15 protein-coding genes are annotated in these 12223 nt (G+C 43.0%); 14 read left to right on the top strand and 1 reads right to left on the bottom strand.

The window, feature by feature from the left end; genetic code table 11:
- Positions 1 to 26 precede the first annotated feature (26 nt).
- Both rpsA and fni read left to right on the top strand, forming a co-directional pair.
- Entirely contained in the window at positions 27 to 1175 is a 1149-nt protein-coding gene (gene rpsA / locus P3L57_RS11450) for a 30S ribosomal protein S1 (protein WP_024121879.1), read from the top strand.
- A gap of 12 nt (positions 1176 to 1187) precedes the next feature.
- Positions 1188 to 2237 (top strand): type 2 isopentenyl-diphosphate Delta-isomerase, encoded by a 1050-nt coding sequence (gene fni, locus P3L57_RS11445; RefSeq protein WP_069487301.1) that lies wholly within the window; start codon positions 1188 to 1190, stop codon positions 2235 to 2237.
- A gap of 49 nt (positions 2238 to 2286) precedes the next feature.
- Here fni and P3L57_RS11440 read toward each other — a convergent pair whose 3' ends face one another.
- Positions 2287 to 2418 (bottom strand): YpzI family protein, encoded by a 132-nt coding sequence (locus P3L57_RS11440; protein WP_010334754.1) that lies wholly within the window; start codon positions 2416 to 2418, stop codon positions 2287 to 2289.
- Positions 2419 to 2495: 77 nt separating this feature from the next.
- On the opposite strand from P3L57_RS11440, the gene P3L57_RS11435 reads away from it, so the two are divergent.
- From P3L57_RS11435 to hepS, 12 genes are all read left to right on the top strand, one after another.
- Positions 2496 to 3098 (top strand): YphA family membrane protein, encoded by a 603-nt coding sequence (locus tag P3L57_RS11435; RefSeq protein WP_059336631.1) that lies wholly within the window; start codon positions 2496 to 2498, stop codon positions 3096 to 3098.
- Entirely contained in the window at positions 3095 to 3988 is an 894-nt protein-coding gene (locus P3L57_RS11430; protein ID WP_044155014.1) for a YIEGIA family protein, read from the top strand. Before P3L57_RS11435 ends, P3L57_RS11430 begins: the two co-directional genes overlap by 4 nt.
- Positions 3985 to 4179, top strand: a complete 195-nt coding sequence (locus P3L57_RS11425) for a capping complex subunit for YIEGIA (protein WP_069487302.1) — start codon at positions 3985 to 3987, stop codon at positions 4177 to 4179. The genes P3L57_RS11430 and P3L57_RS11425 overlap by 4 nt, the downstream gene beginning before the upstream one ends.
- Positions 4180 to 4332: 153 nt before the next feature.
- Positions 4333 to 5643 carry a ribosome biogenesis GTPase Der gene (gene der, locus P3L57_RS11420; RefSeq protein WP_010334750.1) on the top strand — a complete coding sequence of 437 codons (1311 nt, stop codon included), beginning with the start codon at positions 4333 to 4335 and terminating at the stop codon, positions 5641 to 5643.
- Positions 5644 to 5659: 16 nt separating this feature from the next.
- Positions 5660 to 6697, top strand: a complete 1038-nt coding sequence (locus tag P3L57_RS11415; protein WP_044155027.1) for an NAD(P)H-dependent glycerol-3-phosphate dehydrogenase — start codon at positions 5660 to 5662, stop codon at positions 6695 to 6697.
- A gap of 336 nt (positions 6698 to 7033) precedes the next feature.
- Positions 7034 to 7237 carry a DUF2768 domain-containing protein gene (locus tag P3L57_RS11410; protein ID WP_024121873.1) on the top strand — a complete coding sequence of 68 codons (204 nt, stop codon included), beginning with the start codon at positions 7034 to 7036 and terminating at the stop codon, positions 7235 to 7237.
- A gap of 21 nt (positions 7238 to 7258) precedes the next feature.
- Positions 7259 to 7993, top strand: coding sequence for a hypothetical protein (locus P3L57_RS11405; protein ID WP_059293690.1), 735 nt, complete (start codon positions 7259 to 7261; stop codon positions 7991 to 7993).
- A gap of 182 nt (positions 7994 to 8175) precedes the next feature.
- Entirely contained in the window at positions 8176 to 9654 is a 1479-nt protein-coding gene (spoIVA, locus tag P3L57_RS11400; protein ID WP_010334746.1) for a stage IV sporulation protein A, read from the top strand.
- 372 nt (positions 9655 to 10026) lie between these two features.
- Positions 10027 to 10305 carry a non-specific DNA-binding protein Hbs gene (gene hbs / locus P3L57_RS11395; protein ID WP_003153447.1) on the top strand — a complete coding sequence of 93 codons (279 nt, stop codon included), beginning with the start codon at positions 10027 to 10029 and terminating at the stop codon, positions 10303 to 10305.
- A 175-nt stretch (positions 10306 to 10480) separates the two neighbouring features.
- Complete coding sequence (gene folE, locus P3L57_RS11390) at positions 10481 to 11053, top strand: GTP cyclohydrolase I FolE (protein WP_010334745.1); 573 nt, start codon at positions 10481 to 10483, stop codon at positions 11051 to 11053.
- Between the two features lie 21 nt (positions 11054 to 11074).
- Positions 11075 to 11302: a trp RNA-binding attenuation protein MtrB gene (gene mtrB, locus P3L57_RS11385; RefSeq protein WP_024121871.1), complete on the top strand. Its 228-nt coding sequence runs from the start codon at positions 11075 to 11077 to the stop codon at positions 11300 to 11302.
- Between the two features lie 165 nt (positions 11303 to 11467).
- The gene (gene hepS / locus P3L57_RS11380) at positions 11468 to 12223 is read left to right on the top strand and encodes a heptaprenyl diphosphate synthase component 1 (protein WP_024121870.1); all 756 of its coding nucleotides are present in this window, start codon (positions 11468 to 11470) and stop codon (positions 12221 to 12223) included.

Raw genomic sequence — 12223 nt, 5'->3', positions numbered from 1 at the left:
AGGTTTGGACCAAGGAGGTTATTCAAATGACAGAGGAAATGAATCAAATTGATGTTCAAGTACCAGAGGTTGGAGATGTAGTAAAAGGGATTGTGACAAAGGTAGAGGACAAGCATGTGGATGTTGAAATTATCAATGTCAAACAGTCCGGTATTATTCCAATCAGTGAATTATCAAGTCTTCATGTAGAGAAAGCATCGGATGTCGTAAAAGTAGACGACGAGCTTGACCTGAAAGTAACAAAAGTGGAAGACGATGCTTTGATTTTATCTAAACGTGCTGTTGATGCAGACCGCGCTTGGGAAGACCTTGAGAAAAAATTTGAAACAAAAGAAGTGTTTGAAGCTGAAGTGAAAGATGTCGTAAAAGGCGGTCTAGTGGTTGATATCGGCGTTCGAGGCTTTATTCCGGCATCACTTGTAGAAGCGCATTTTGTAGAAGATTTTACCGACTATAAAGGAAAAACACTGTCTCTGCTCGTAGTAGAGCTTGACCGTGATAAAAACCGCGTCATCCTTTCACACCGTGCGGTTGTTGAAAGTGAGCAGGCGAATAAAAAACAAGACCTTCTTCAGTCTCTAGAAGTCGGAAGTGTGCTCGATGGTAAAGTGCAGCGCCTGACTGACTTTGGTGCGTTTGTTGATATCGGCGGTATCGACGGGCTTGTGCACATTTCACAGCTTTCCCACTCCCACGTTGAAAAGCCGTCTGATGTTGTGGAAGAGGGACAGGAAGTGAAAGTGAAAGTATTATCGGTTGACCGGGATAATGAGCGTATTTCTTTATCTATTAAAGAAACGCTGCCTGGGCCTTGGAGCCAAATTGGCGAGAAAGTCAAACCGGGTGATGTGCTTGAAGGAAAGGTTCAGCGTCTCGTGAGCTTCGGTGCGTTTGTTGAAATTCTTCCTGGCGTAGAAGGTCTCGTTCATATTTCTCAAATTTCTAATAAACACATCGGCACGCCGCATGAAGTCCTTGAAGAAGGACAGACTGTAAAAGTGAAGGTTCTTGATGTGAATGAAAATGAAGAGCGCATTTCATTAAGCATGCGTGAGCTTGAAGAAGCTCCTAAAGCCGATCAAGAGGATTACCGCCAATATCAGGCGAAGGAAGAAACAAGCACTGGCTTCCAGCTTGGAGATCTGATCGGAGATAAGCTTAATAAATTAAAATAACTGGTGATAAACGTGACTCGAGCAGAACGGAAAAGAGAACACATCAATCATGCCCTGTCTACCGGCCAAAAGCGGGAGACGGGTCTTGATGATATTACGTTTGTTCATGTCAGTCTGCCCGATCTTGCATTAGAACAAGTAGATATTTCCACAAAAATCGGCGAACTTTCAAGCAGTTCGCCGATTTTTATCAATGCAATGACTGGCGGCGGCGGACAACTTACATATGAAATTAATAAGGCGCTTGCTAGAGCAGCTCGTATAGCTGATATTCCTCTCGCTGTCGGCTCACAAATGTCGGCGTTAAAAGACCCGTCTGAACGCTATTCGTATGAAATCGTCCGAAAAGAAAATCCGAATGGGCTGATTTTTGCCAACTTGGGCAGTGAGGCGACAGCTCGTCAGGCGAAGGAAGCTGTCGAAATGATTGAGGCGGATGCGCTGCAGATTCACCTGAATGTGATTCAGGAAATTGTCATGCCCGAAGGCGACAGAAGCTTTAGCGGCGCTCTTTCCCGTATTGAACAGATCTGCAGCGAAATCAAAGTGCCTGTCATAATAAAAGAAGTAGGCTTCGGAATGAGCAAAGAATCAGCAAGAAAGCTGTATGACGCTGGTGCGGCAGCTGTTGATATCGGCGGTTACGGAGGAACAAATTTCTCGAAAATAGAAAATCTCCGAAGACAGCGGAAGATCACTTTTTTCAACTCATGGGGGATTTCAACAGCAGCGAGCCTGGCGGAAATCCGCTCTGAGTTTCCCGGTAAAACAACGATTGCGTCCGGCGGCCTTCAAAATGCGCTTGATGTCGCGAAGGCGATAGCTCTTGGGGCTTCCTGTACCGGAATGGCAGGGCACTTCTTAAAAGCGCTGACTGAAAAAGGCGAAGAAGGGCTGCTTGAAGAGATTCAGCTGATCCTAGAGGAATTAAAAATGATTATGACTGTGCTTGGCACCAGTACGATTTCTGATTTGCAAAAGGCTCCTCTTGTCATAAAAGGTGAGACTCATCACTGGCTGACAGAGAGAGGCATTCAAACTTCCAATTACAATGTGCGTTGACAGCTGTATAAGAAAAGCCCAAAACGGTGTGAGTTTTGGGCTTTTTGTATTATGATTTACGCTTTTTAAATTTGCCGTTTTGTTCAAGGCTGGTGGCTCCGTCATAGTGAATCGATTGGTCTCGGTCTGATTCCACTCTGCCCGAAGCCTTGAGTTTTTTCTCCTGTCTGTCTTTTCCCATGATCATTCTCCTTTACGTGAAGCGGTTTGTTTAAAAAAAGTGTTTAGACTCCATACTGGGAGTATGGAGGAAGCGATATGGAACAATTTTATTATTATTGGTCAATGTGGTTTTTGTGGGTGCTGACAACCTTTATTCTTGGAAAGACGAAAAGGCGCTTTGCCGTCTCAGTATTTATTTTGACTAATATCATCTTAAGCATACATCACTTTACTTTATATTTTTCTCTGAATGCGGCGTACGTGATGTTTCTCGTTTGCGGGTGCGTCTATGCCGGATATTTAGGGATGTATAAACGATTTCGCTATATCATGGTGCACCTGACGCTTGTTTCCGGGTATGCGTTTGTTTATCTTTTTGCATTATATGATCCGGTTTGGTTCATCATAAAACCTGAGTGGACCGCTGTTGTATTATGTGTGCTTTTGACTGCTTCTGTTGAAAGAGATTTTCAGATGCAGCTTGCCTTATATGTTCTAGGAATGTGCCAAGGCGAACTGGTGTATTCTTTTGTCATTCAACAATTGGCAGGGCATACGGCTGTCGGAGGTTTTCAATGGCTTAACGCGTGCTCTGCGGGAACGATATTGCTGTTTGGCATATCAAAATATGAACAGCTCGCCAGTCAAATTGGCCAGAGAGGCAAAAGATCAAACAAAGGAGCTACTAAAATGTCATGAGTGATTACATCTATCCGATTATTGCAGGGGTCGTAGCAGGAGTCGCCACAAGGCTGTATATGCTGAAAACAGATTACCGTCAGTATCCGACCTATATTCACGGAAAAGTCATTCATATTGCACTTGGGCTTATTGCGGCAGGGTTAGGGGCAATTATTATGCCTGCGCTATTACAGGAGGAGTTTACGGCCATCACGTTTTTGACACTTGCAGCCACTCAATTCAGAGATGTCAGAAATATGGAGCGGAATACACTGACACAAATGGATTCGTACGAACTTGTCTCAAGAGGAAGCACTTACATTGAAGGAATCGCCATTGCGTTTGAAAGCAGAAATTATATCGTAATTTTTACTGCTCTTTTGACAACATCGGCGTACGTGTTTTTCTCAATCTGGGCTGCTGTCATCACCGCTGTTGTTTGTTTTTTGTTAGCAATGAAATTTATGTCCGGCAGTGTATTGAAAGATATTGTCGATATTGAGTACATAGAGCCTCACTTCGAAGGGCCGGGTCTGTTTGTAGATAATATTTATATGATGAACATCGGACTTCCGGAGAAACAGGAGCTGATTTTAAAGCATGGCATGGGGTTTATTTTAACGCCTAAAAATTTTAATTCAGCTGCAACCATTGCCAACCTGGGTCAGCGCCAGGCCATTTTATTTGATGTCTCCAATGTGCTGGGGGTGTATCGGGACTCAGGAGAGCCGTCCCTGACGCCAATCGCGAAACGGGATCTTAATGACGGAAGAGTGGGCGTTTTTGTCCTGCCGCAAATTCATCACCCGGAAACAGCTGTTCAGATTATCAGCAATGTTCCGACCTTGGAAAACGCGATCAGAATGCCTACGGAATTTATCAAAAAACAGGATAAGGTGATAGGATGAGTGAATCGCTGACGAAAGTGATTTTGTCTGTTATCACGACAAACCGGGACCGTGCTTCAGGAGGAACGCCCATCTTTTTTTGTAATGACCAAAAAGAGATGGAGCTTTTCGCTAAAAACCTTGAGGCAATCCTTGACGGAATTGCCCATAGAATTGGGGAAGATGTTTATTTGATCGTGAAACATTTTTAAGAATAGTTGTGATCCCAGTAAAAACTGATATAATAAATGAGTTAAGCCCTTCCTCTGAAGGGTTTCTTTTCATAAAAGTGAATGAGATGATTTAAATAACCGGTTGAGAATTTATGTAAAAATGAAAGCGGCTGGATCGAAAGGAAGGGTACTATGGGTAAACCTGTCGTAGCCATTGTCGGGAGACCGAATGTAGGAAAGTCCACAATCTTTAATCGGATTGCGGGTGAAAGAATTTCAATAGTAGAAGATACCCCTGGTGTGACAAGGGATCGGATATACAGCTCGGCTGAATGGCTGAATTATGATTTTAATTTGATTGATACGGGCGGTATTGATATTGGTGATGAGCCGTTTCTAACACAGATACGCGAGCAGGCCGAAATCGCCATGGATGAAGCGGATGTCATTATTTTTATGGTGAATGGCCGTGAAGGTGTGACTGCTGCTGATGAAGAAGTAGCGAAAATTTTGTACCGCACGAAAAAGCCTGTTGTTTTAGCGGTAAATAAACTGGATAACACAGAAATGAGAGCGAATATTTATGATTTTTATTCGCTGGGCTTTGGTGAACCGTATCCGGTTTCAGGAACACACGGGCTGGGACTCGGAGATTTACTGGATGCCGCAGCGGAGCATTTCAAAAATATTCCTGAGACAAAATACGATGATGAAGTCGTTCAATTTTGCCTGATCGGACGCCCGAATGTAGGGAAGTCTTCTCTGGTAAACGCGATTCTTGGCGAAGATCGTGTCATTGTGAGTAACGTGGCAGGAACAACAAGAGATGCCGTTGATACAACATTTACTTATAACCAGCAGGATTTTGTCATTGTAGACACTGCCGGCATGAGAAAAAAAGGTAAAGTGTATGAAACGACTGAAAAGTACAGCGTGCTGCGTGCGCTGAAAGCCATCGACCGCTCTGAAGTTGTTGCGGTGGTGCTTGACGGCGAGGAAGGCATTATCGAACAGGACAAGCGAATCGCGGGTTATGCACATGAAGCAGGCAAGGCTGTCGTGATCGTAGTGAATAAATGGGATGCTGTTGACAAAGATGAAAGCACGATGAAAGAATTTGAACAAAATATCCGCGACCATTTTCAATTTCTTGACTATGCACCGATTCTGTTCATGTCAGCATTAACGACAAAACGGATTCATACGCTCATGCCTGCAATCATTAAAGCAAGTGAAAATCACTCACTTCGTGTCCAGACGAATGTCTTAAATGACATCATTATGGATGCGGTGGCAATGAACCCGACACCGACTCATAACGGGTCACGCTTGAAAATTTATTATGCGACTCAAGTTGCGGTGAAGCCGCCGAGTTTTGTTGTGTTTGTAAACGATCCCGAACTGATGCATTTTTCATACGAACGATTTTTAGAAAACCGAATCAGAGACGCGTTCGGTTTTGAGGGGACACCAATCAAAATATTTGCAAGAGCTAGAAAATAAAAAGGTGTGAATCAAAATGAAAAAAGTAACAATGCTTGGAGCAGGGAGCTGGGGAACCGCGCTGGCTTTGGTTTTAACTGATAACGGAAATGAAGTATGCGTTTGGGCTCACCGTGCAGAGTTAATACATCAAATCAATGAGCTACATGAGAATAAAGACTATTTGCCAAATGTTAAGCTGCCTACAACTATGAAAGGGACAACAGATATGAAAGAAGCTGTGTCAGACGCAGATTTCATCATAGTTGCTGTTCCGACCAAAGCGATTCGGGAAGTGTTGAGACAGGCAGTGCCTTTTATGACGAAAAAAGCAGTTTTTGTTCATGTGAGTAAGGGGATAGAGCCGGATTCGCTCCTGCGTATTTCTGAAATTATGGAATTTGAGCTCCCGAGTGATGTCAGAAAGGACATTGTCGTGCTCTCCGGGCCGAGCCATGCTGAAGAAGTAGGACTCCGGCATCCGACAACCGTCACTTCCTCTTCAAAGAGCATGCAGGCTGCAGAAGAGGTGCAGGATCTGTTTATAAACCACAATTTTCGGGTGTACACAAATCCTGACATTATCGGTGTAGAAATCGGAGGCGCTTTGAAAAATATTATCGCCCTTGCTGCTGGCATCACAGACGGCTTAGGATACGGCGATAATGCCAAAGCTGCTTTGATTACACGGGGTCTTGCTGAAATTGCGAGACTCGGCACAAAAATGGGCGGGAATCCGCTAACGTTTTCCGGATTGACAGGTGTCGGAGACCTGATTGTTACGTGCACAAGTGTTCACTCCAGAAACTGGCGTGCCGGCAATTTACTCGGAAAAGGGTACAAGCTTGAGGACGTTCTCGAAGAAATGGGAATGGTCGTTGAGGGAGTGCGCACGACAAAAGCGGCTTACCAGCTTTCAGAAAAATATCAGGTGCAAATGCCGATTACAGAAGCCCTTCATCAAGTTCTGTTTAATGGACAAAAGGTAGAAACCGCTGTTGAATCCTTAATGGCGAGAGGGAAAACCCACGAGATGGAGGACTTGGTGAATACATTTGATAACCAAGTTAAATAAAAGTGTCAACGGAATAGAATTCCGCATATTCTAATTGCACGAAAGCCCGAAACACAGAAGAATACCCATGCCTTGGGATCTCCTGAAACATTTTGCCGATTTAGGCAAGAGAGGATGCATCTGTATGCAAAGTCGCATACTATAGCATCGAAGTCCAAGAGAGTGTTTCTTAAACGTAGGTGAATATAGTCAATTTGACTGAAGCAAAGTCCCCCTCTTTGCTTCAGTTTTTTTATTCTATCAAAGGATGGAAAATCTGGTTGATCTTTTCAAGCGCTGTATATTAAAATAAAATGTAACGCTTACAAAACAAATGTCGGAGGGGGCGCGGGTCATTTGAGTCTGGCATTGATCAAAATGTGGTTTGCCCTTGGTTCCATGGGGCTGATGTTTCTGGCCGTAGCATGCATCTATTTAAGCCGTTTTAAATGCCGAAACCGTTTTCTGAAGATTGCGGTTTCATCGTTTGCTTACATGTGTGTATTGATTTCGGGAATTATTGTATTTGTGGTGGTATTCAGCGGCCCTGTTAATGAATAAAGCTGTAAAAGGAAGTGCTGTATGGGTAAACTGAAGTGCGCTATGATTTTTGTAGCAGTGATTTTCTTATCTGGATGTTTATATCCGCATGAGCGGAAAAGCAGTGTACAAGCCACTCCATATCAGGACCAATTAAAGCTGGTTCAATCAGCCGTTGATGAATTTCAAAAGGCAAACGGAGGACTGCTTCCGATTCAAACAAAAGATATGTCAACACCGCTTTATCAAAAATATCCGATAGATTTTAACCGTTTAGCGCCGAGATATATGGCTGAACCTCCAAGCACGGCATATGAAAGCGGCGGAGACTATCAATACGTGCTTGTCGATGTAGAGAACAATCCGACTGTTAAACTGATTGATGTAAAGATGGCGGAAAAAATACGTGATATCAAATTACGCGTTCAAATGTACCGCCAAGAACATAAATATCCACCATATCAGGATGTATTAGCGCGTGACTTGTTTACGCTTGATGGGAAAAAACTAGGGGAGGCTGATTCTCTTTCTGTCACAAGCCCAATCTCAGGAAACTCCCTGCCGCTTATGATTGACGGAGACGGAGACATTTATGCCGACTATCGGACAGAGCTCGTTTCCTGTCTCAAAAAAAGCAAAAAAACTTTTAAACCCGGCACGGAAATACAGGACATAATATGGGAAGAGACGCCTTTCGTTCCCGCATTTTCAGTGAAATATACCGTTAATGACAAACAAGAACCTGTTTTTTTAGAAAATGATATAAAAAAGGAATGAACCTTTCTCCCTTGCATACAAATAGGGAGAAAGGTTTTTTTATACTTTAATAGATTAAGGATGGAAAATTTTCTGAAGATGTCATATTGAAATAGGACAACGTCATACACATATAGTGTCCTGTGTTTGATTGAAAAAGGTTAATAAAATTGATAAGGATAGGAAGTCCGGGAGGGGATCACTTGGAAAAGGTCGATATTTTCAAGGATATCGCTGAACGAACAGGAGGCGATATATACTTAGGAGTCGTTGGTGCTGTCCGTACAGGGAAATCTACGTTTATTAAGAAATTTATGGAGCTTGTGGTGCTCCCGAATATCAGTAATGAAGCAGACCGGGCACGTGCGCAGGATGAACTGCCTCAAAGCGCAGCCGGAAAAACGATTATGACTACAGAGCCTAAATTTGTTCCGAATCAGGCGATGTCTGTTCATGTATCAGACGGACTCGATGTCAATATAAGATTAGTAGATTGTGTAGGCTACACAGTGCCGGGTGCAAAAGGATACGAGGATGAAAACGGCCCGCGGATGATTAATACACCTTGGTACGAAGAACCGATCCCGTTTCATGAGGCTGCTGAAATCGGAACGCGGAAGGTGATTCAAGAACATTCGACCATCGGAGTGGTTATTACGACAGACGGCACGATTGGTGATATCGCCAGAAGTGACTATATAGAGGCAGAAGAAAGAGTCATTGAAGAGCTGAAAGAAGTCGGAAAACCCTTTATTATGGTCATTAACTCAGTAAAACCGTATCACCCGGAGACAGAGGCGATGCGCCAGGATTTAAGCGAGAAATACGATATCCCTGTTTTGGCAATGAGCGTAGAAAGTATGCGGGAAAACGATGTACTGAATGTTCTCAGAGAGGCTCTTTATGAGTTTCCTGTGCTTGAAGTAAATGTAAATCTTCCAAGCTGGGTCATGGTGCTGAAAGAAAACCATTGGCTGCGCGAGAGCTATCAGGAATCAGTGAAGGAAACTGTTAAGGATATTAAACGGCTCCGTGATGTCGACAGGGTTGTCGGTCAATTCAGCGAGTTTGAGTTTATTGAAAGTGCCGGATTAGCCGGGATTGAGCTCGGCCAAGGGGTTGCAGAAATTGATTTGTATGCGCCCGACCATTTATATGATCAAATCCTAAAAGAAGTGGTTGGCGTTGAAATCAGGGGCAGAGACCACCTGCTTGAGCTGATGCAGGATTTTGCCCATGCGAAAACGGAATATGACCAGGTGTCCGACGCCTTAAAAATGGTCAAACAGACGGGATACGGCATTGCAGCGCCTGCTTTAACTGACATGAGTCTGGATGAGCCGGAAATTATACGGCAAGGCTCCAGATTCGGCGTAAGATTGAAAGCTGTCGCACCGTCAATCCATATGATCAAAGTGGATGTCGAAAGCGAATTTGCGCCGATTATCGGAACTGAAAAACAAAGCGAGGAACTGGTGCGTTACTTAATGCAGGACTTTGAGGATGATCCGCTTTCAATTTGGAACTCTGACATTTTTGGAAGATCGCTCAGCTCTATCGTGAGAGAAGGGATTCAGGCTAAGCTGTCACTGATGCCTGAAAACGCACGATATAAATTAAAAGAAACATTAGAAAGAATCATAAACGAAGGATCAGGCGGCTTAATCGCCATTATCCTGTAATGCGGGAAGACCTCTTTATAGAATAGGAGGTCTTTTTTCTTTGCTCTTAATATTGGAAAAGGATCAAGGAATAGGATGAAAAAAGGAAAAAAAGGAATATTTGTTCGATAAATCACGTTAAATCCTTGACGAGCAAGGGATTGACGCTTTAAAATGCTTGATATGGCTTTTTATATGTGTTACTCTACATACAGAAATTCTTCACTCTGATGGACAAACATTCCTTGGAGTGCAGTTTTTCTTAAAAGCCGTTTAATTGTCTTTCTCTTGCTTGTCTGATTTTTTTCTCAGGCAGGTTTAGAATCAGACTGAACTGTGAAGAAATGATAATAAACGAACTGAGCTTATTCCTTTTGGGAGGAGGTGAAAGGCATGAACAAAACAGAACTTATTAATGCGGTTGCGGAAGCAAGCGAATTGTCTAAAAAAGACGCTACAAAAGCAGTTGACTCTGTTTTTGATACGATCTTAGATGCACTTAAAAACGGTGATAAAATCCAACTGATCGGTTTTGGTAACTTCGAGGTGCGTGAACGTTCTGCACGTAAAGGACGCAACCCTCAAACAGGTGAAGAAATCGAAATTCCAGCAAGCAAAGTACCTGCTTTCAAACCAGGTAAAGCGCTTAAAGACGCAGTTGCCGGAAAATAATTGTGAATATAGATCGTGTATGCATCTAGATTACATACACTTTATTTCTTCACAGAAAAGCCCCTTCTTAAGGGGCTTTTCATTTTTTTAGGAGCGTGTGCATTCACTTTGCTTTTAGCGGGGCATGTGTGCTAGAATCGAAATTAAATGTATTCATTGGTGGAGGACACAGAACATGAAAGAAGTTAATAAAGAACAAATCGAACAAGCTGTTCGTCAAATTTTAGAAGCGATCGGAGAGGACCCAAACAGAGAAGGGCTTCTTGATACTCCGAAACGAGTCGCAAAGATGTATGCCGAAGTATTCTCCGGCTTGAATGAAGATCCAAAAGAACATTTCCAGACTATCTTCGGTGAAGACCATGAGGAGCTTGTCCTAGTAAAAGATATCGCGTTTCATTCTATGTGTGAGCATCACCTTGTTCCTTTTTACGGAAAAGCACATGTTGCATATATACCGCGGGGCGGAAAAGTCACAGGGCTCAGCAAATTGGCGCGTGCCGTTGAGGCAGTTGCAAAGCGTCCGCAGCTTCAGGAGCGCATCACTTCTACAATTGCAGAAAGCATCGTAGAAACGCTCGATCCGCATGGCGTAATGGTTGTTGTTGAAGCGGAGCATATGTGCATGACAATGCGGGGCGTAAGAAAGCCGGGCGCCAAAACAGTCACTTCAGCTGTCAGAGGCATTTTCAAAGATGATGCTGCTGCACGTTCAGAAGTATTGGAACATATTAAACGCCAGGACTAATAAAGATAGAGGGTGCTATAAATGAACGAAAAGCATTCAAGCGATTTTGTCGTCATTAAAGCAATTGAGGATGGAGTGAATGTGATCGGCCTGACAAGGGGAACGGACACAAAGTTTCACCATTCCGAAAAACTCGACAAGGGAGAAGTGATCATTGCTCAGTTTACAGAGCATACTTCTGCCATTAAAGTCAGAGGAGAGGCGCTCATTCAAACCGCATACGGAGAAATGAAAAGCGAAAAAAAATAAGCTGGCTGTCCCCGCTGTTTTAAAGCAAATGCTCGCAAACAGCGGGAGGATACAGCCAATTTGTTTTTTTTATGCTATAATGATACCTGCGTAATCTTATGACAAAATAAAACTGATACATATGATTTAGAAATAAATGTGAATTTGGGGACAAGGGTGATATTTTTGCAAGACATCTACGGAACTTTAGCCAATCTGAACACGAAAATAAAACAAAAGCTGTCTCATCCTTATTTAGCGAAGCATATTTCTGCGCCTAAGATCGATGAGGATAAGCTTCTTCTTTTTCATGCATTATTTGAGGAAGCCGACATAAAAAACAATGACAGAGAAAATTATATTGTAACAGCGATGCTTGTACAAAGCGCCCTTGATACCCATGATGAAGTAACGACAGCCAGAGTCATAAAACGAGACGAAAACAAGAACCGCCAATTGACTGTTCTTGCAGGCGATTATTTCAGCGGACTGTACTATTCATTACTATCTGAAATGAAGGATATCTACATGATTAGAACGCTCGCTACAGCAATTAAAGAAATCAATGAACATAAAATTCGTCTGTATGACCGATCTGTAAAGGACGAACACCATTTTTTCGAAAGTGTCGGCATCGTTGAATCAGCTTTATTCCATCGGGTGTCTGAACATTTCAATCTCCCGCGCTGGAAGAAGCTATCGAGTGATTTTTTTGTATATAAGCGGCTTATGACCGGAAATGATACATTTTTAGATGTGATCGGCAGTGTTATACAGCTGGGGAAAACAAAAGAAGAGATGCTGGAAGAGTGTTTTAAGAAAGCAAAGAACAGCATTGAGTCACTTCTGCCTCTAAGCTCACCTATTCAGCAAATTTTATTAAACCGCCTGAAGACAATCAGCCAAGACCAAACTTATCATCAGAAAGTGGAAGAAGGGTAA

The sequence above is a fragment of the Bacillus sp. B28 genome, assembly GCF_029536185.1.
GTDB lineage: Bacteria > Bacillota > Bacilli > Bacillales > Bacillaceae > Bacillus > Bacillus halotolerans.
This window is presented reverse-complemented; position numbering and strand designations above follow the sequence as displayed.

Bases quoted from the DNA above. Each gene is read 5' to 3' on its own strand.
- rpsA (WP_024121879.1), top strand. From the start codon at position 27: ATGACAGAGGAAATGAATCAAATTGATGTTCAAGTACCAGAGGTTGGA.
- P3L57_RS11440 (WP_010334754.1), bottom strand. From the start codon at position 2,418: ATGGGAAAAGACAGACAGGAGAAAAAACTCAAGGCTTCGGGCAGAGTG.
- P3L57_RS11435 (WP_059336631.1), top strand. From the start codon at position 2,496: ATGGAACAATTTTATTATTATTGGTCAATGTGGTTTTTGTGGGTGCTG.
- P3L57_RS11430 (WP_044155014.1), top strand. From the start codon at position 3,095: ATGAGTGATTACATCTATCCGATTATTGCAGGGGTCGTAGCAGGAGTC.
- P3L57_RS11425 (WP_069487302.1), top strand. From the start codon at position 3,985: ATGAGTGAATCGCTGACGAAAGTGATTTTGTCTGTTATCACGACAAAC.
- der (WP_010334750.1), top strand. From the start codon at position 4,333: ATGGGTAAACCTGTCGTAGCCATTGTCGGGAGACCGAATGTAGGAAAG.
- P3L57_RS11415 (WP_044155027.1), top strand. From the start codon at position 5,660: ATGAAAAAAGTAACAATGCTTGGAGCAGGGAGCTGGGGAACCGCGCTG.
- P3L57_RS11405 (WP_059293690.1), top strand. From the start codon at position 7,259: ATGGGTAAACTGAAGTGCGCTATGATTTTTGTAGCAGTGATTTTCTTA.
- hbs (WP_003153447.1), top strand. From the start codon at position 10,027: ATGAACAAAACAGAACTTATTAATGCGGTTGCGGAAGCAAGCGAATTG.
- folE (WP_010334745.1), top strand. From the start codon at position 10,481: ATGAAAGAAGTTAATAAAGAACAAATCGAACAAGCTGTTCGTCAAATT.
- mtrB (WP_024121871.1), top strand. From the start codon at position 11,075: ATGAACGAAAAGCATTCAAGCGATTTTGTCGTCATTAAAGCAATTGAG.